This is a genomic window from Burkholderia cepacia complex sp. TUM26381 (assembly GCF_057439935.1).
In genome coordinates this window covers 434,455-453,195 of the sequence record NZ_CM172008.1, presented here as the reverse complement: position 1 = coordinate 453,195, position 18,741 = coordinate 434,455, and the positions used below count along the sequence as shown (strand labels likewise).

The window sequence follows — 18,741 nt, the reverse complement described above, 5'->3', positions numbered from 1 at the left end:
TCAAAGTTCGGACGAATTATGGGACACGATCTTGAATTATTGAAGCCGACATTCTTTATAGATTGTGAAATTCAATATATTCAATGACTTACGTGAAATACCCGCGCCTCGCAAACGATTTCGTGCTGCCGAAATTAATCGCAATGTTTTACAAGGCGGATAAATACTTTGCCAAAGCGGATTTAAATTCAAATCAATCCCGGGAAGACAATCCGGAATCCAGTCGATCGCGGATCTGCGTGGCCGGCATTCGCGTAAACCATGAGTATTGACGCATATCAACGCGCGGCGTTCCTGTCTCAATCCGCCATTTTAAATATCGGGAAAGCGGGATGACGCGAATAGAGCCGCAGTGTCTGGCGGGATTTGAAAGAAGCTCCTACAATTCCGCTCGCATTGATTCCTGCAGTCGCGATCTTCACGGCGCGAGCACGGCAATCGTCCGCGTCCTTACCGGCTCAGCGATCAAAAAAACGAATGCCGTGTCATGCGACGACCGGTTGTCCGTCGCGCAGTGCCGGCAACCTCTGGAATCGATGCGAGCGTGCGATGCGCTTATGCGTCGTCATAGAGCGGCTCACGACGTTTCCCCCGAACCGGGCAGGCCACCCGTGGAAACGCAGCCAACCGCCTTTTCCGAACAGGTGCACGATGCCTTCATCGATCTCCGCATTGAGCGACGCCCATCTCCTGGTCGTCGACGATCAACCCGACCAGCTGCGTCTGCTGATCGACATCCTGCGCGACACCGGATGCCGGATCAGCATCGCATCCGACGGCGCGCAAGCGTGCCAGCGCGCGCAGGCGCTGATGCCCGACCTGATCCTGATGGACGTGCGGATGCCGCGCATGGACGGCTTCACCGCGTGCCGCCTGCTTGCCGCCGATCCGCTCACGGCCGGGATTCCCGTCATCTTCCTGACCGTGGCCGGCGCATTGCACGAACGGCTCGAAGGGCTCGAGATCGGCGGCGTCGACTATGTGGTGAAGCCGTTCGAGCCGGAAGAAGTGGTCGCACGGATCCGCGTGCAGCTCTCACGGACGCAGCGCGAACGGCCGGCCGGTCCGGAACCGGCGGACAACCTGTTTGCGGCCGGCAAGGACGACGACATCATCGTGCGGGCGGCCATTCGCCACCTGTCGCGCACGCTGAACGATCCGCCGACGGTGGAGGAACTGGCACGCGCAGTCGGCACGCACGAAAAGCGGCTGTCGCGCGCGTTTCGCGACAATCTCGGCCAGACGGTGTTCGAATATCTGCGGTACGAGCGGCTGCGGATCGCGCAGGACCTGCTGGATTCGACGTCGCTCAGCATCGCCAGCATCGCGAAGGAAATCGGCTTTTCCACGCCGGCCAATTTCGCGACCGCCTTCCGCGAGCGGTTCGGCATCACCCCGACCGAATGGCGGCGCCAGGGTCACGCGGGCGCGCGCACCGCCGCACGGGAGCCGCAGCGCGGCGCGTAGCGCGCCGGGTCACGGCGTCCCGTCGCGCGCTGCCGGCTTCACGGGCCGCGGTTCACCGCCGGCAACCGGGCAACGGAATCGCCGGGCCCTGGCGCGCCGGCCGTCGTTGACCAATCGCGCCCGCCCGTTCGCCCAAACGAATCGAATCGGCGCCGCGCGAGCGCGCTTTTTTTGGCAAACTGCGCGCTTTCGGCCAAGAGCACGCCCCATGCGACGTCCACGTTTCCCGAACCATTCGATCGTCGCCTCGTTGATGCGGGCCAAACGAGGCATGCGGTCCGGCATGAAGCCACTTCTGCATGCAGGCCTCGTCGCGATGTGCCTGATCGCCCACTCCGCCGCCGCAGCGGGACAGGCAACGACGTCAACCCATCCGGCGTACTGGCAGCGCGGCAACGGCGAGCCCTATGAAGTCGCGGACACCGAAGTCCGCGACGTGCCGGACCCGGTTTCCGGCCGCGACTATCAGGTATTCGTCGCGCTGCCGCCGTCCTACGGCAGCCAGCCGCAGCGCCGCTATCCCGTCCTTTACGTGACGGATGCCGACTATGCGTTCCCCCTCGTCAAGCAGATTGCCCGCCGTCTCAACGGCGAAGGGCCGGTCGTCGAGGAATTCATACTCGTCGGCCTGTCCTATGCGCGCGGCGAAAGCGGCATGCAGAGCCGGCGACGCGACTACACGCCCACGTCGGCAGGATCTCCCGACGCACCGGCCGATGCCGTTCACGGCCAGGCCGGTGCGTATCAGGCGTATCTCCGCAACCAGGTTCTGCCGTTCATCGCGAAGCAGTACCGGACCAACGAAAGCCGGCGATTCTTGCTCGGCCATTCATATGGCGGCCTGCTGGGCATGAGGATCCTGCTGACCGAACCTGACCTGTTCTCCGGCTATCTGATCGGCAGTCCGTCGCTGTGGTACGACCGGCACGCCATGTCGCGTGTCGAGGCCGCCTACGCGGCCAGCCACCGCGACCTGCCGGCGCAGGTGTTCATGTATGTCGGCGAGTACGAGGAAGTCCGGAAGGGCGATCCGCGTTTTGCCAGGACCTACAACATGGTCACCGACACGCGGAAGATGGAGAAGTCCTTGCGGTCGAGGCAGTTCCGGTCGCTCCGGCTGCGCGTCGACGTACTCGACGACGAAAATCACCTGACGGTCGCGCCGCGCGGTTTCACGCACGGCCTCGAATATCTGCTGCCCGCCGCGGCACGATAGCGCGCGCTCACCAGTTGTATTTCGCGCTGGCCAGCACGGTCCGCTCGTTGCCGAACACGCACACGGCGTACGACTGGCAGCCGCTGACATAACGCCGGTCGAACAGGTTCGCGACGTTCAGTGCGAAACGCCAGTGCGGCATGTCGTAATGCAACGCCAGGTCGTACAACGTCGCGCTCGGCACCGTCAACGAATTGTCGGGCGCGCCGGCCGACGCGCTTTGATAGCGCACGCCGCCGCCGATCCCGACGCCCGCCAGCGCGCCCGTCTGCCAGGTCCAGTCGGCCCACAGCGACGCCATCTGCCGCGGCAGCGGCACGGACACCGGCCAGTTGTTCAGCGACGCGTCGTTCGCCTGCACGTTCTTGACGTCCTGATATGCATACGACGCGACGATCGACAACTCGCGCGTCAGCTTGCCGACCGCGCTCAGCTCGATGCCGCGCGAACGCACCTTGCCGGTCTGCACGGACGTCGTGCCGGTCCGGTCGAGATTCACCGGCGTCGGCGTCACGACGTTGGTCTGGTCGATCTGGTAGACGGCCGCGTTCAGCATCAGGTTCCTGCCGGGCGGCTGCCAGCGCAGCCCGGCCTCGGTCTGCGCGCCGCGCGTCGGTTTCGGCAGGCCGCCGCCGAACATCCGCACGCCAATGACCGGATCGAACGACGTCGAATAGCTCAGGTACGGCGACAGCCCGGCGTCGCCTTGATAGGTGAGCCCGACGCGCCCGGAAAACGCACTGACGTTCTGCTGCGCCTGCGTGCCGGCCGTCCGGTCGTCGAAGCGCGCATTCACGACATCCTCGCGGCCGCCGAGCGTCAGCGTCCAGCGTTGCCAGCGGATCTGGTCCTGCGCATACACGCCGACCGTGTTCATCGCGGTGTACTGGTCGATGTGGCCGAGCGACGTCGGACCGGAGAAGATCGCGGCCGTCACCGGCCGGTAGACGGGGTGGTACAGGTCGAGCGACGGCGCGAGTGCAAGCCACACGCTGTTGGTCGTCGTCTGCCGGTCGAATTGCAGGCCGAACAGCAGCGTATGCTCGAGCGGCCCCGTGCCGAAGCGCGCCTGCGCGTGATTGTCGATGTCGAGCCGGCTGTAGTTGAGCTGGAACAGCCCCGCGAAACGCATCATGTTCGTCGTGCTGCGGGGCGCGAAGCCATTGCCGAACACCGTTGCATCGTCGAGCGACAGGTGCGACCAGCGCACGTCCTGGTGCAGCGTCCAGATCCCGTTCACGCGGTGTTCGAGCGCGTAACCGAGCGACCATTGCTTCTTGCGGTAGTCGTTGAACGACGGGTCGCCCATGTAGGTGTCCTGCGACAGGCGGCCGTTGGGGTTCGGCAATACCGTGCCCGACGCCGGCAGGAAGTTCGACGATACGTCGCCGCTGTCCTGCAGGAACGTTGCGGAGACCGTCAGCGACGTGTCGGCGTTCGGCCGCCAGCGGAACGACGGCGCGAGCGCGACGCGCCGGTCACCGTTCGGGCCGGTCACCGCGTTGCCGTCGCGCGCGACGCCGACGAAGCGGTATGCCACCTTGCCGTCCGGATCGAGCCGGTCGCCGACATCGAGCATGACCTGCTTGCGCGCATCGTTGCCGATCTGCACGCCGGCTTCGCGCACGCGCGCGCCGTCGGCGAGCTTCGTCTGCGCGTCGACGATCGCGCCGGGCTCGCCTGCGCCGTACAGCACCGACGTCGGCCCGCGCAGTACCGCGATCGAATCGATCGTGTACGGGTCGACGCGCCAGTTCGCGATCACGGCCGTATTCAGGGCCGGCACGCCGTCGACGTACAGCGTCGGCGTGAAGCCGCGCAGCGCCGCATACCAGTCGGTCCGGCTGTCGGCGCCGAACGTCGAGAAGCCCGGCACGTAGCGCAGCGCCTGGTTCAGGTCGGCCGCGCCGGTCATCTCGATCTGTTGTGCGGTCACGATATTGATCGTTTGCGGGATCTCGGCCACCGGCGTGTCGGTCTTCGTGCCGGCCGCGGTGCGCCGCCCGACGAGCCCGACGGACGCGCCGTCGGCCACGCCTTGCACGTCGATTGCCGGCAACACGGCTGCCGCCGCGCCGGCCTGCGGCGCGTCTCCCGCATCCGCAGCCTGCGCGGGCGCGCTGCCTGCCGCCGCCACGCACCATGCTCCGGCGGCCGCGACCGTCCTCGCGCGTCGCGCCGCACTCGTCCCCGTTACCATCGTTCCCTGCTCCGTCGTGCTGGTGGCCGATTCGGCCCGATCGTGGCGCGACGCATCGAACGGCGTCCGCCCTGTGTTGTCATGCCGGTCATGTCGATTGCGCGCGAGCCGGAATCCGATGGCCAGTGGCGTCGTTCGCGAGCGCAGCGATCATACCGGGCGAATGTGGCGCGGTCTTCAAAAAAAGTGCGCGGGCACGCGAATCCGGCGCTCGCGCGGCGAAAACGGCGCAGGCGCGCCATCGATCCGGTCGGCTGCCGCCGGGAAAGGCGGATGAAAGACGGGGACGCTAGACTGCGTTCGACCCGGAAACGGCCGCGGACCACGCGGCCCCGCACGATGCTCGGTACGGCGTCGACCGCGGGCACCCGGCGTCACGACCGTCACCACCGGGGACCGTATGCGCTGCCTGTCGACTCGACCGCTGTTCGCCGTGTTGCTCTCCCTGGGCGCGCTATTCGGCACCGTGCCACCGGCCCGCGCCTGCGACATACCGCCAGCCGTCACGACGATCGATCCGCCCGGCTACTATGACGACGCCGCCGGCTATGCGCGCGCCGTGAAGCCGATGCGCGATTTCATTGCCCGGCTCAACACGGCGGCGGACCACGGCGACTGGTCGTGCGCATCGAGCCTGCTGGAAAGCTGGGCGCAGGCCGATGCGCTGATGGGCCGGATCTCGGGTTACCAGGGCCATTACGAGCGTTCATGGGCCGGCACCGATTTCGCGATGGTGATCCTGCGCATGCCGCGCGACGTGCGCGATGCGAATCGCGCGCGCCTCGATGCGATCGATCCGTGGCTCGAACGCATCGCGATCGCCACCCGCGATGCGGAAGCGATCAACCACCTGCACAACAACCTCGTGTACTGGGCCGGACTCGACCTGATCGCGATCGGCACCGCGACCGGCAACGCGAGCCTCGTCGATTCGGGGCTGCTGCGCGTTCGCGAAGGCATCCGCGACATCGGCCCGGACGGTTCGCTTGCACGGGAAGTCAAGCGCGGCAACCGTGCGCTGCACTACCACACGTTCGCACTGCTGCCGCTCGTGTTCGCGGCGGAGCTCGTGCAGCAGCGCCATATCGATCTCTATCGGGAAAACGACGGTGCGATCGGCCGTCTCGCGAATCTCGTGATCGCCGCGGTGGAGAATCCCGCGAGCTTCGCGGCCATCACGCCGGTCAGGCAGGACCTGTTCCCGTGGACGTTTCGCGATGAACTCAGTTGGGTCGAGCCGTACTTCGCGCGCTTTCGCGATCGTCGCCTGCCGGCAATCATCGCACCGCGCCGCCCGTTCGACGAATGGCGGCTGGGTGGCGACGTGACGGCGGTGTGGGGCGCGCCGCTGCCATAGGCCCGGCACCCCGCACGCGGCACATCCTCGGCGTTGACGTATCGTTGATCGGCCGTTTTTCGCGCGAATGTTGCAGCCGCCACTGCCGCTCGAAGCCCATCGGCACGGTCATTCGCGGTTTTCCGAATCGCCTGCGAGCCGCTCGTTCAGCACGCGCGCGTCTGCCTGCCGGTCCAGCGACAGGCACACGTCGCGCAACGCGTCGACGCGCGCACTGTCGAGCGCCGTGCTTGCCAGCGCACGATATTTCGCCAGCAGCGCCGCATCCGGCAGCGGATTGCGCGGATCGCCGAGTGCGATCGGAACGTGACGCGATTCCCGCGTCCCGTCCGCGCGCTGCAAGGTCACCGTCGGTTCGTCGAGATCGCCGAGTGCCGGATCGACGTCGACCGTGATGCGCGCGAGCAGCGCGGTCACGCGCGGGTCGGCGCGCCGGTCTGCGCGATAGGCGCCGAGCCCGGTATCGCCGAACACGAGCGCCGCCGCAACGGCATACGGCAGGCTCATCTGCGCGGACGACAGCGTCGACAGGTCGCGACCGCCACACATCCGCGCAACGAACGCGCTTGCGCGCACCACCACCCGTTCGAGCGCGTCGGCATCGAACGTGCGGCCGTCCGCGAGTTGCAACGTCGCGTCGACCGCCGCATGGGCGCTGCGGCACGACGCGTGCGGCTTGATCGAGCAGCGCATCAGCTTCCAGTGCGCACCAAGGCCGTCGGTCAATGCGTCGGGCGCGTGCGATTGTGCGGCGAACGTATTGAAGAAACCGCCCCACACGTCGTCGAACACGCGGGCGGGGCCGCTCACGCCTTCCCGTGCAAGCAATGCTGCCAGCACGCCGCCTTCGGCCGCACGCCCGGCGTGCAGCCGCTTGGTCTGCGATCCGTCGTGAATGAAGCTCCACAGGCCGCCGGCGAAGCTCGCCGCGTGGCCAAGCGCGTCGCGCGTGCGTGCGGTGTCGAGCCCGAGCACGCGTGCGCTCGCGGCGGCCGCACCGAACACGCCACAGCTGAGCGTCGAATGCCAGCCCGCTCCGTTGTGGGCCGAGTAGCCGCCCGCCGCCTCGAGCACGCGCCGACCGACGTCGTAACCGAGCACGATCGCCGCCACGCATGCCCGGCCGGTCACGGGGTGGCCGGCGCACGACAGCGCGGCGAGTACGGCAGGCAGCACGACCGCGCCCGAATGATCGCAGCCGCCGGAATCGTCGAGCTCGAGCGCGTGCGCGGCAATGCCGTTGACGAACGCCGCGTCGCGCGCGCTCGCGCGCCGTCGCGTGCCCCATAGCGACGCGCCACCCTGCTCAACGGCGCCGGTCAACGCACGGGCACTGCGTGTCTCGACGGCCGACGTGCCGGCCAGCGCCGCACCGAACGTGTCGAGGACATGACGCTTGGCTTTCGCGACGACGTCGTCCGGCATTGCATCGGCGGAGGTCCGTGCAACGAATGCCGCGAGCCGGGTGGCGCGCGCTTGCGTCTCCGTTGTCATCGCGCCGCCTCCTCTGCCACGCAACGCGCGAACACGTCGACCGGATGGCCCGGGGCGTTCACGGGGGCCTGCGCACGCCACCAGCGCGCGATGTCGCGCCCCGTCGCAAACCACGCATCACCGGTGCCGCGCAGGTGCGCGAGCAACGCGCGCAGCAGATCGATCCGCCCGGTCGTGCCGATGATCTCGGGATGCAGGCGCAGCACGCAGCACAGCCCGAAACGCCTGAACCCGTCGACGTCGCGCCGCCAGTTGTCGAGCACGTCCCGGTACGCCGCGATGCGCGGCTGGCCCGCCGGCACGGGCGGCGACAGGTTGAACTCGAAGTACGGTTCGTCCTCGAGTTCGTAGTGCAGCGGCAGCTCGACGAGCCGCGCGCCGTTCGCGTCGCCGTCGTTGCGCGGATGCACGTAAGGCAGATCGTCGCCGCGCCACGACGACGACCACGTGAAACCTTCCGCAACGAGACAATCCGCGAAACCATCGGCCCAGTTGCCGGTGAACGAGCGAAAGCCTTCCGCGTCGCGACCGATCGCGTCCGCGAGCGCAGCACGCCCGGCGCGGCACGCGTCGGCCTGTGCGGCAAGCGACAAGGCATCGAAATCCTCGCAGCGATAGCCGCTCACGCCGAGCTCGTGGCCGGCGGCGGCAATCTCGCGCACCGCGCCCCCGTGCGTTTCGGCGACGGCGCCGGGCACGAACCAGCTCGCCGGCACGCCGAACGCGTCGAAAGCTGCAAGCAGCCGGTCGACGCCACGTGTCGCGCCGTAACGCCAGACCGACAGCGATTTCTCACGGCCGACGATGCGCGGTTCGCGCGTCTGGATGCCATGAATGTCGTTGAAATCGACCGTGATCGCGACCGCGTATCGCGCGCCGCCCGGCCATGAAGGAAAGTAGGTCACATGCCGCTCCGTTGCATGGGTTCCGCATCCCGCGTGGCCTGCGCGAGCCACCAGTCGGCTAGCGCGTGGCAGCGCGCGAACCATACGCCGTCCTGCGCGCACATATGGTCGAGCCATGCCTCAAGCAGCGCGATGCGTCCCGGCTTGCCGCAAACCTTGGGATGAAGCAGCGTCGTCAGGCACAGCCCGTCACGGTACACGCCGTCGAATTCGCGCGTCCAGTTGTCGAGCGTCGCACCGTATCCGGCGATCCGGTCGAGCCCGGCCGGGTAGTCAGGGTTGCGGTGGTACGCGAGCGACGCGTAATCGTCGGTTTCCCAGCGGCCGGGAATCTCGACGAGCGGCGGTTCCCCGGCCTCGCCGTGCAGCAGGTACGGCCGGTCGTCGCCGCGCATCGAGCTCGAATAGCGCACGCCCGCCTCGCGCAGCACCGCCACCGTCGCTGCACTCCAGTCGCCGGACGGCGTGCGGAACCCGACCGGCCGCACGCCGAGCGTGCGCGCGAAGACGTCGGCCGACTGCGCCATGATCTCGCGCTGCCGATCGGGCGAGAGCGTCCAGAACGCTTCGTGCCGGTAGCCGTGATAGCCGATCTCGTGGCCGCGCTCGACGATCGCCGCGCATTGCGCAGGCCACGTCTGCGCGACCCAGGCGGGCACGAAGAAGGTTGCCGGCAGCCCGAACGACGCGAGCATGTCGAGCAACCGGCCGAGCGCGCGCCACGGCCCGTAGCTGCCGAGCGTGAAATACGCGGGGTTGCGCCAGATCGACCCGTTCAGCATCGCATCGCCAGTCGGGCCGTCGAGGTCGAACGCGAGCGCGACGCATGCACGTTTCGCATCCGGCCAGCGGGGAGCCAGCTCCGTCATCGCGCGCTCAGTGGGTGCCGTTGATGGTTGCCTTCGCCACCGCGTGCTCCTGCAGCCCCCATTTCGCGAGCAGCTTCTGGTACGAGCCGTCGGCGATCATCTGGTTGAGCGCCGTCGTCAGCGCGCTGCTCAGCGCGGTGTTGCTCTTCGCGACGCCGATGCCCGTGTATTGCGACAGGAACGGCTTGCCGACCGGCGCATACGCGTTCTGCTCGAGGCTGTTCTGGTACGGCAACGTCTCGCCCCCCTGCACGGCCGCGTCGATGCGGTTCTGGCGCAGCTGCATCCGCGCATCCGACGAGCCGTCGGTGCCCACCACGACGATCGCGGGCTTGCCGGCCTTCACGCAGTTCTCCGCGCTCCACGCGGTCGTGTTGTCCGGGAACGACGTGCGCCGGCTCGACCCGACGCGCTTGCCGCACAGCGCGTTCATCTGCGCGAATTCGCCGGCGCGCGCCTTCAGCGTGTAGAACTGCGGGCCCGTCTCGATGTAGTCGACGAACGTCACCGCGTCGCGGCGCGTCGGCAGGTCGGTCATCCCGGACAGGATCATGTCGACGCGTTGCGTCGCGACCGCGCTCATCATCTGGTCGAAGCTCGTCTCGACCCAGTTCAGTTTCGCGCCCATCTTCGCGGCAATCGCTTCGCCGAGATCGACGTCGAAGCCCGCCAGCTTGTCGGTGGCCGGATCCTTGTACTCGAACGGCGGATAGTTCGGCACGATCGCGACGTTCAGCGTGCGTTTCGCGCTCGCGGATTGCGCGACGGCGAACGACGCATGCAGTGCGAGTGCGCCGAATGCGACGGCGGCCAGCGTGCGGGTCAGGACGGATGCTTTCATGGGGTGTCGCCTTGTCATGGTGGAGTAATGGGGTGCTGCGCCGCTCGGGCCGGCGGCTCGATCGCTCGGGCGCTGGGATACGGGGCGCCCGGCCCGCTTATGCAATCACCGCTGAAATGAAATCGCGCGTGCGCGCGTGCGTCGGCGCGGACAGCACCTGATCGGGCGTCCCGCTCTCGACGATCCGGCCGCCGTCCATGAACACGACGCGGTCGGCCACCTCGCGCGCGAACCCGAGCTCGTGCGTGACGACGATCATCGTCATCCCGCTCTTCGCGAGATCGCGCATCACGGCCAGCACTTCGCCGACGAGTTCGGGATCGAGCGCCGACGTCGGCTCGTCGAACAGGATCAGTTGCGGATGCATCGCGAGCGCCCGCGCGATCGCGACGCGCTGTTGCTGGCCGCCCGACAACTCGACCGGAAACGCATCGCACTTGTGCGCGAGCCCGACGCGGGCAAGCAACGCACGCGCCTCCTCCTCCGCTTGTGCACGGCGGCGCTTGAGCACCTGCACGGGCCCCTCGATCACGTTTTCGAGCGCGGTCTTGTGCGGAAACAGGTTGAAGCGCTGGAACACCATGCTCGTCGCCAGCCGCTGGCGCGCGACCTGGCGCTCCGACAGCGCGTGGAGCCGGTTGCCGGTGCGGCGGTAGCCGGCCAGTTCGCCGTTGACCCACAGCGCACCCGCGCTGATCGTCTCGAGCTGGTTGATGCAGCGCAGGAACGTGCTCTTGCCCGAACCCGACGGCCCGATGATGCACAGCACTTCGCCCTGCTCGACGTCGAGCGTGATGCCGTGCAGCGCCTGGAAATCGCCGTACGATTTGCGCACGTCGACCGCGCGAACGACTGCGTTCGTCATGACGTTCTCCTGATGATTGAGGGTCGTGGCGTTCATTTGCGGCCCGCCGCCCGGCCCGCGCCGCGTGCGAAGCGCCGTTCGACGCGTGCCTGTGCGAGCGACAGCACGGTGACGACGGCGAGATACCAGATCCCCGCGACGATCAGCAACTCGATCACGCGGGCGTTCGCGTAGTAGATGTTCTGCGCGTTGTGCAGCATCTCCGCGTACTGCACGACGCTCGCGAGCGACGTCAGCTTGACCATGCCGATCAGCTCGTTGCCGATCGGCGGCACGATCACGCGCATCGCCTGCGGCAGGATGATCCGGCGCAGCGCCTGCAGGCCCGGCATGCCGATCGATTTTGCAGCCTCGTACTGGCCGGTGTCGACCGACAGCAGCCCCGCCCGCACGACTTCCGACGTATACGCGCCTTGATTGATGCCGAGACCGAGCACTGCCGCGAGGAACGGCGTCATCACGTCGACGGTCCGGTATTCGGCGAGGCCCGGGATGCCGAGCGTCGGAAACACCAGCGCCAGGTTGAACCACAGCAGCAACTGCAGGATCACCGGCGTGCCGCGGAACAGCCAGATGTAGCCCTGCGCGACCGCGCCGAGCACCGGGTTCGACGACAGCCGCATCACCGCGGTGACGACCCCGAGCACGACGCCGAGCGTCATCGCGAGGACGGTCATCACGATCGTGTTGGCAAGGCCCGTCAGGATCGAGTGCGCAGTCAGGAACTGGCCGACGACGCGCCACTCGATCTGTCCGCGCGCGAACGCGGCGGCGATATAGGCGAGCGCGGCAACGATCGCGACCGACGCGACGTAGCGGCCCCAGTAGCGCCGGCGTACGCGCACGAGGCCGGCGATGTCGTCTGCGGCCGCGTCGGCCGGCCCCGGCGCGCCATCGAGGCGGCGAGAATCGGATGCGCTCAGCATGACGGCCCCCGGTAATTGGCTGCCCACGCCACCTGGCGTTCGATCGCATCACTCAGGCGGCCGATCTGTTCGCGCACGCGTGCTGGCGACGTGCCGCCCGCACCGCCGCGGGCGGCGACGGCTGCGTCGAGCGTCAGATGCGCGCGCACTGCCGGTGCGAGGCGCGGATCGACGGCCTGCAACTGTTCGGCGCTCGCGTCGGCCAGCTCGATGCCGTCCCGCTCGCACGCACGCACGAGCGTGCCGGTGATCTCGTGCGCTTCGCTGAACGGCACGCCGGTCAGCGCGAGCCAGTCCGCGACCTCGGTGGCGAGCGTGAAGCCGAGCGGTGCCTGGCGACGCATCTCGTCGACGTTCACGCGCATCGTGCGGATCATCCCCGCCATCGCGGGCAGCACGAGTTCGAGCGTATCGATCGAATCGAACGCGGCGATCTTGTCTTCCGCGAGATCGCGGTTGTACGCGAGCGGCAGCGACTTCAGCGTCGCGAGCAGCCCCGTCAGGTTGCCGATCAGGCGCCCGGCCTTGCCGCGCGTGAGCTCCGCGATGTCCGGGTTCTTCTTCTGCGGCATGATCGAGCTGCCGGTCGCGTAGCCGTCGTCGAGTTCCACCCAGCGGAATTGCCGCGACGTCCACAGGATCACCTCTTCCGACAGGCGAGACAGGTTAACCGCCAGCATGCTCGTGACGAACACGAATTCGGCGACGTGATCGCGCGCGGCCACCGCGTCGATCGAGTTCTCGCACGGCGCGTCGTAACCCAGCTCCTGCGCCGACAGCTCGGGCCGCACGCAGATCGCCGAGCCCGCGAGCGCGGCCGCGCCGAGCGGCGAACGCGCGGTGCGACGGTCCCAGTCGACCAGGCGGTCGGCGTCGCGATACAGCGACTGCGCATGAGCGAGCAGCTGATGGCCGAACACGATCGGCTGCGCGGGCTGCAGGTGGGTGAATCCCGCGGTCACCGTGTCGACGTGCCGGCTCGCCTGGACGATCAGCGCGTCCTGCAGGTCGAGCATGCCGCGCACGAGCTGGCGCGCCTTGTCGCGCAGGTACAGGCGCAGATCGTTCGCCGCCTGGTCATTGCGCGAGCGCCCGGCGCGCAGCTTGCCGCCGAGCGCCGGCAGCCGTTGCGTGAGCACGCGCTCGAGGAAGGTGTGCACGTCCTCGTCGGCGAGCGATGGCGCGATCGCGCCGGCCGCATAGTCGCGTGCGATGCCGTCCATCGCGCCCAGCAGTTGCGCGAGGTCGTCGTCGTTCAGGATGCCTGCGCGGTTCAGCTCGCGTGCATGGGCCCGGGAGCCCGCCAGATCGTACGGCACGAGACGGAAGAAACTCGGATCGGAGCGGGACAAGTTCTGCAGCGCGTCGGACGGCTGCGACTGGAAGCGGCCGCCCCACAGGCGTTCGATCGGTTCGGTAAGGCTCATTGCGGTCGACCTCGACTCGGTTGGATTGCCCCCACTGTAGGCATTCAATTTTTTTTGTTGTAGCGAGAAATTGAATCCGTTTTAATGAAATTTTTCTCAGTACCGTCGCTTGCGACGCGCCCGCCGATGCGCAACCGTCTGCCGCCGCTGAACCCGCTACGTGCATTCGAAGCCGCCGCCCGGCGCGGCAGCGTGTCGGCCGCCGCGGATGAACTTCACGTGACCGCGAGCGCGGTCAGCCACCAGATCCGCATTCTCGAGAACACGCTCGGCGTCGCGCTATTCGTCCGATCAAAGGCCCGCGTGAAGCTCACGCCCGAAGGCGAGGCGCTGCTGGAACCGGTCGGTACCGCGTTCGACATGATCGCGAATGCCACCGTCCGGCTGGATTCGCCGGCTGCCGCCGGCGATCTCGTCGTGTCGACGCCGCTGTCGCTGACGTCGCGCTGGCTCGCCCGGCACATCGGCGATTTTCTGGAGCGCTATCCCGGTATCCATCTGAAAGTGATTCCGTCGAACGACGATCGCGAAACCTATTCGCCGGACGTCGACGTTTGCATTCGCTACGGGGAAGGCAACTGGCGCAACCGGCGCGTCGAGCTGCTCGAGCATCCGGCACTGTTCCCGGTCGTGAGCCCGGCGTTGATGAACGGGCCCGATGCGATCCGCAAGGTGCAGGATCTCGCGGGACGCACGCTGTTCTGCGAGCATGCGGGCTCGTGGATGCGGTGGCTGGCGGAAGCGAACGCCGACAAGCTGCCGGGCATCCGCATTCTCGAAATCGGCAACGCGCACATCGGCGTCGAGGCCGCGGTACACGGGCAAGGCGTCGCGCTCGGCGACAGCCTGTCGGTGCGCGACGACCTGATCGACGGCACGCTCGTGCGGCCGTTCAGCGCCACGGTGCCGTCACGCCATGCGTACTATCTCGTCACGCGTCATGAGCTGGCCGAGTCGCCGCTCGTGACCGCGTTCACGTCCTGGTTGCGAGCATGCCTCGCGTGATGCGCGTCGCCGCGCAGGGGCGTACTCAGGTAGCGAGGCTCGCGAGGTCGTCCCACACCATGACAATGTTGTGCGATCGCCAGACCGGTCCCGGATCGGTGTATTCGCCGGCGGGCCGACCCTGCAGCGCCGCATAAAACGCGATCGCCGCGTCGTTGCCGTCGACGACACTCAACGCGGCCCCCTGATACTGCAACCGGCTCAAATGCGTCGCGAGCCGGGCGAGCAACTGGCGGCCGATGCCACGCCGCTTGAATCCGGGATCGACATACAGGAACTTGATCTCGCCGCGGCCTTTGAATATCGGCGCGGACGGCGCGCCGGCGGCGCCGATGCCGACGATCCTGCCGTCGATCTCCGCCACGAGCACCAGCTGGTTCCCGTCGCTCGACGACAGCTTGCCGTGCCATTGCTTGCAGCGATAGGGTTCGTCGAGAACGGCGTGCGCTTCCGCCGGTGCGAGATCCCGATAGGTATGCCGCCAGACCTTGACATGAAAATCGGCGATCGCCCGCGCATCGTCGATCCTTGCGGGCCTGATGGATATGCCAGTCATTGAAGACGCTCCCGGGCGGCGTCGCGCCGACGGGCGCGGTGTGCACGACGGATTGTCGACGATCCCGGCGACGATGTCGAATGACCCGCGCGGCCGCGCGATCGAGCGGTCAACCCGCCGCGTCGTCCGTCACCCCCGCACGCGCCGCATCCTCAGCGTCGCCGACGGCGATTCGCCGAACGCCCGCTTGTACTCGATCGCGAACCGCCCGAGGTGTGCGAATCCCCATTTCAGCGCGATGTCGGTGACCGACGCGAGCCCCGGCGTCTCGTCGGCCAGCAGCGCCTCGCGCACATGTTGCAGCCGCAACTGCCGCACGAAGCCCATCGGCGTGATGCCGTGGCGATTGCGAAAGCCGGCGAACAGCGTGCTCGGGCTGACGCCGGCGAGTTCGGCGAGCCGCTCGATCGTCAGCGGCTCATCGAGATGCGCGCGGATGTACTCCTCGACACGGCGCACGTAGAACGGTGCGAGCGCCGTCGGCAGGTGCCGCGTGCCGTTGCGTGCGCTGTTCGGATGGCCGTGCAGCAGCAGGTTGAGCAGCGTCGATTCGAGCTGCTCGAATGCAAGCGGATGCCGTAGCGGGTGCGCGTCCGTCGAAATGGTGCCGGCGAGGATCGGCAGCAACTGCGCGAGGCAGGTGCCCTGCGACGACGACAGGCTGAATTCCGGTTCGAACTCGACCGGCGCGCGCCGGTCGTCGCCGAAATGCCGCTGCGCGTGGCGCTCCATCACTTCGCGCTCGATGCGCAGGATCACCTGCGGGCACGCATCACCCCACTGCATCTTCAGCGGCAGCGTCGGCGAGATCAGCGACGCGGTGCCCGGCGACGACACGAAGTGCGTCGATCCGCACTCGATCGCGGCGTCGCCGCGCAACGGAATCTGCAACAGGAAGAAGTGCTCGAGCGGGCCGGGCTCGATGCTGACGCCGCCGCCGTAATCGAGCAGGTTCAGCGACAGGTTGCCCCAGCGCGCATGGTGCATGCAGCTGTGCAGCGCGCGCGATCCGCCGGTCGGCGTGAGCCGGTGCGGCTTGAACACGTCGGCGACGCGTGCGCGCACCTCGTCGACGTCGTTCGACTGCAGCAGCAGGTTGTCGTGATTGAAACAGGCGGCATCGGCCAGCCAGCCGGTTTCGGATAATTGCGCCATCGAAGTTCTCCCGTCGTGCTCGATCGCACTCGCGCCGTGCATGCGTTCCCGGTATCGGGGCATCCGCCGCACGATCCGGACAGCACCCGGAGGATCCGGACAGTCCGGCCATCGACACACGCAAGTCCCGCGCAAACGACGCAAGAAGCGGACCGTTCGCGCATCGTAGAAAACTGTGCGGGCTTTCCGCATCCGCACATACCCGCAGTCAGCCGCGCGCCTGCCCGCGCGCGGCGGCCGCGGCAGCAGGTTTCCGGAATTCGCGGATACCGGCCGAAGAAAGCGGATAGAAGCGCGCGTTTCGTCCGCCAATACTGGGCCCGTCACCGAAACAAACAGCACGGAGGGACACATGAATGGACGTCACATCGAGATCCCGTCGCCGGACGGCGGCGCGTTTCGCGCGTACCTGAGCACGCCGGCCGGCGGCACGGGGCCGGGCATCGTGCTCTGCCACGAGATCTTCGGCGCGAACGCGACGATGCGGGACGCGGCCGACTACTACGCGGAGGAAGGCTATACGGTGCTCGTGCCCGACCTGTTCTGGCGCCAGTCGCCGGGCATCGAGCTCGGTTACGCGGCGGCCGACTTCGAGCGCGCGATGGCCCTTTATCGCGAATTCGACGAGAACAAGGGCGTGGAGGACATCGGCGCCGCGCTGGGCGTGCTCCGGCAGCGGCCGGAATGCACGGGCGAAGCCGGCGTGCTCGGCTACTGCCTCGGCGGCAAGCTCGCGTATCTCGCCGCGTGCCGGCTGCCGGGCGTGGCCGCGGCGGTCAGCTATTACGGCGTGGGCATCGAACATGCGCTCGATGAAGCCGCGCACCTGAGCGGGCGGCTCGTGCTGCAAATCGCGGGGCAGGACCGCTTCTGCCCGCCCGACGCGCAGCAGCGCATCGCCGGCGCGCTGTCCGGGCGCGACGGCGTCGAGGTCTACGTGTATCCGGGCGTCGATCACGCGTTCGCCCGTGCCGGCGGCGATCATTTCGACCAGGCCGCCGCGATCATGGCACACCAGCGCGCGATCGCCGCGTTCCGCGCCGCGCTCGGCCCGCTCTACGATTTGTCCACACTGTGGGAAGTGCATCTGAAGCACGAGTTCGATACGCGCAACGTCGACGCGACGATGGCCACGATGGTCGGCGAGCCGTACGTCAACCATATTCCGACGCTGACGGGCGGCGTCGGCCACGACGAGCTCAAGCGCTTCTACACGCATCACTTCGTGCACGCGAATCCGCCCGACACGACGATCACGCCGATCTCGCGCACGATCGGCGCGAGCCAGATCGTCGACGAGCTGCTGTTCTGCTTCACGCACACCACCGAGATCGACTGGATGCTGCCGGGTGTCGCGCCGACCGGCAGGCGTGTCGAGATTCCGCTCGTCGCGATCGTCAAGTTTCGCGGCGACAAGCTTTATCACGAGCACATCTACTGGGACCAGGCGAGCGTGCTCGTGCAGATCGGCCTGCTCGACCCGGCCGGCCTGCCCGTCGCGGGCGTCGAAACGGCCCGCAAGCTGCTCGACGTCACCGTGCCGTCGAACGGCCTGATGCGCCGCTGGCAGGACAGCGCGCCGCCGGCCGGTGCGCATTGACGCGCCCCCTTCCTCACCCCACGATTCCCGGAGACACCCCATGAATGCCCTTGCTGGCAAAGTCGCGATCGTCACCGGCGGCGCCACGCTGATCGGCGCCGCGGTCGCACAGGACCTCATCCGCGCCGGCGCGTGCGTCGCGATTCTCGATCTCGACGCGGAGAACGGCGCGCGCGTGGCCGATTCGCTCGGCGAACATGCGATGTTCATCGCGCTCGACCTCACCGACGACAGCGCAATCGAGCGTGCGGTATCGGCCATCTTCGAACGCTTCGGCGCGATCGACGTGCTCGTCAACCTCGCATGCAGCTACGTCGACAACGGCATCCAGGCGACCCGCAACGACTGGCTCGCCGCGATGGACGTCAACGTCGTCTCGGCCGCGATGCTCGCGAAGGCCGTGCATCCGCACATGGCCCGCCGCGGCGGCGGCGCGATCGTGAATTTCAGCTCGATTTCGGCACAGTGCGCGCAAACCGGCCGCTGGCTGTATCCGACGTCGAAGGCCGCGATTCGCCAGCTCACGCGCAGCATGGCGATGGATCTCGCCCCCGACCGCATTCGCGTCAACTCGGTGTCGCCGGGGTGGACGTGGTCGCGGGTGATGGACGAGATGACGCACGGCGACCGCGCGAAGACCGATCGTGTCGCCGCGCCGTTCCACCTGCTCGGCCGCGTCGGCGATCCGTCCGAGGTCGCGCAGGTCGTCACGTTCCTGTGCAGCGACGCGGCGAGCTTCGTGACCGGCGCCGACTACGCGGTGGACGGCGGCTATGCCGCGATGGGCCCCGAGCAGGCGGTGCCGGCCATTCCACGCCTGGCGGAGTGACCGCGCTTCGTCACCGCTTTCCGCCATCA

The 18,741-nt window shown here is 67.8% G+C and carries 17 protein-coding genes; 7 read left to right on the top strand and 10 right to left on the bottom strand.

What is annotated here, in order from left to right:
- The first annotated feature begins 83 nt into the window (after positions 1-83).
- The 3 genes from ACWMMN_RS34210 (at position 84) to ACWMMN_RS34200 (ending at position 2,683) form a co-directional block, all read left to right on the top strand.
- The gene (locus ACWMMN_RS34210; protein ID WP_486424431.1) at positions 84-272 is read left to right on the top strand and encodes a hypothetical protein; all 189 of its coding nucleotides are present in this window, start codon (positions 84-86) and stop codon (positions 270-272) included.
- A 379-nt stretch (positions 273-651) separates the two neighbouring features.
- Positions 652-1,467: a response regulator transcription factor gene (locus ACWMMN_RS34205; RefSeq protein ID WP_059241424.1), complete on the top strand. Its 816-nt coding sequence runs from the start codon at positions 652-654 to the stop codon at positions 1,465-1,467.
- Between the two features lie 106 nt (positions 1,468-1,573).
- Positions 1,574-2,683: an alpha/beta hydrolase gene (locus ACWMMN_RS34200; protein WP_486424430.1), complete on the top strand. Its 1,110-nt coding sequence runs from the start codon at positions 1,574-1,576 to the stop codon at positions 2,681-2,683.
- 7 nt (positions 2,684-2,690) lie between these two features.
- On the opposite strand, the gene ACWMMN_RS34195 is transcribed toward ACWMMN_RS34200, so the two are convergent.
- Positions 2,691-4,883 carry a TonB-dependent siderophore receptor gene (locus ACWMMN_RS34195; protein ID WP_486424429.1) on the bottom strand — a complete coding sequence of 731 codons (2,193 nt, stop codon included), beginning with the start codon at positions 4,881-4,883 and terminating at the stop codon, positions 2,691-2,693.
- 400 nt (positions 4,884-5,283) lie between these two features.
- Between ACWMMN_RS34195 and ACWMMN_RS34190 the strand changes: the two genes are divergently transcribed.
- The gene (locus tag ACWMMN_RS34190) at positions 5,284-6,240 is read left to right on the top strand and encodes a mannuronate-specific alginate lyase (protein WP_342706294.1); all 957 of its coding nucleotides are present in this window, start codon (positions 5,284-5,286) and stop codon (positions 6,238-6,240) included.
- Between the two features lie 108 nt (positions 6,241-6,348).
- Here the strand turns inward: ACWMMN_RS34190 and ACWMMN_RS34185 are convergent, their stop codons facing one another.
- The 7 genes from ACWMMN_RS34185 to argH form a co-directional block, all read right to left on the bottom strand.
- Complete coding sequence (locus ACWMMN_RS34185; protein WP_174992380.1) at positions 6,349-7,734, bottom strand: MmgE/PrpD family protein; 1,386 nt, start codon at positions 7,732-7,734, stop codon at positions 6,349-6,351.
- The gene (locus tag ACWMMN_RS34180; RefSeq protein WP_233464197.1) at positions 7,731-8,639 is read right to left on the bottom strand and encodes a polysaccharide deacetylase family protein; all 909 of its coding nucleotides are present in this window, start codon (positions 8,637-8,639) and stop codon (positions 7,731-7,733) included. Before ACWMMN_RS34180 ends, ACWMMN_RS34185 begins: the two co-directional genes overlap by 4 nt.
- On the bottom strand, positions 8,636-9,508 hold the full coding sequence (locus tag ACWMMN_RS34175) for a polysaccharide deacetylase family protein (protein WP_059241418.1): 873 nt from the start codon (positions 9,506-9,508) through the stop codon (positions 8,636-8,638). The genes ACWMMN_RS34180 and ACWMMN_RS34175 overlap by 4 nt, the downstream gene beginning before the upstream one ends.
- Positions 9,509-9,515: 7 nt before the next feature.
- On the bottom strand, positions 9,516-10,349 hold the full coding sequence (locus ACWMMN_RS34170) for an ABC transporter substrate-binding protein (protein WP_059241417.1): 834 nt from the start codon (positions 10,347-10,349) through the stop codon (positions 9,516-9,518).
- A gap of 97 nt (positions 10,350-10,446) precedes the next feature.
- A complete protein-coding gene (locus ACWMMN_RS34165; protein WP_275054994.1) occupies positions 10,447-11,250 on the bottom strand; it encodes an amino acid ABC transporter ATP-binding protein in 804 nt (267 codons plus the stop codon).
- Positions 11,247-12,140, bottom strand: coding sequence for an amino acid ABC transporter permease (locus tag ACWMMN_RS34160; protein WP_340625939.1), 894 nt, complete (start codon positions 12,138-12,140; stop codon positions 11,247-11,249). Before ACWMMN_RS34160 ends, ACWMMN_RS34165 begins: the two co-directional genes overlap by 4 nt.
- Positions 12,134-13,567: an argininosuccinate lyase gene (gene argH, locus ACWMMN_RS34155; protein WP_059241414.1), complete on the bottom strand. Its 1,434-nt coding sequence runs from the start codon at positions 13,565-13,567 to the stop codon at positions 12,134-12,136. Before argH ends, ACWMMN_RS34160 begins: the two co-directional genes overlap by 7 nt.
- A 126-nt stretch (positions 13,568-13,693) precedes the next feature.
- Here argH and gcvA point away from each other — a divergent pair, with 126 nt between their 5' ends.
- Positions 13,694-14,572: a transcriptional regulator GcvA gene (gene gcvA, locus ACWMMN_RS34150; protein ID WP_059242440.1), complete on the top strand. Its 879-nt coding sequence runs from the start codon at positions 13,694-13,696 to the stop codon at positions 14,570-14,572.
- A 25-nt stretch (positions 14,573-14,597) separates the two neighbouring features.
- On the opposite strand, the gene ACWMMN_RS34145 is transcribed toward gcvA, so the two are convergent.
- The gene (locus tag ACWMMN_RS34145) at positions 14,598-15,128 is read right to left on the bottom strand and encodes a GNAT family N-acetyltransferase (protein ID WP_486424428.1); all 531 of its coding nucleotides are present in this window, start codon (positions 15,126-15,128) and stop codon (positions 14,598-14,600) included.
- Between the two features lie 129 nt (positions 15,129-15,257).
- Positions 15,258-16,283, bottom strand: coding sequence for an AraC family transcriptional regulator (locus ACWMMN_RS34140; protein WP_486424427.1), 1,026 nt, complete (start codon positions 16,281-16,283; stop codon positions 15,258-15,260).
- Positions 16,284-16,635: 352 nt separating this feature from the next.
- On the opposite strand from ACWMMN_RS34140, the gene ACWMMN_RS34135 reads away from it, so the two are divergent.
- Both ACWMMN_RS34135 and ACWMMN_RS34130 read left to right on the top strand, forming a co-directional pair.
- Positions 16,636-17,883, top strand: coding sequence for a dienelactone hydrolase family protein (locus tag ACWMMN_RS34135; protein ID WP_486424426.1), 1,248 nt, complete (start codon positions 16,636-16,638; stop codon positions 17,881-17,883).
- A gap of 40 nt (positions 17,884-17,923) precedes the next feature.
- Positions 17,924-18,712 (top strand): SDR family oxidoreductase, encoded by a 789-nt coding sequence (locus ACWMMN_RS34130; RefSeq protein WP_256087788.1) that lies wholly within the window; start codon positions 17,924-17,926, stop codon positions 18,710-18,712.
- Positions 18,713-18,741 lie beyond the last annotated feature (29 nt).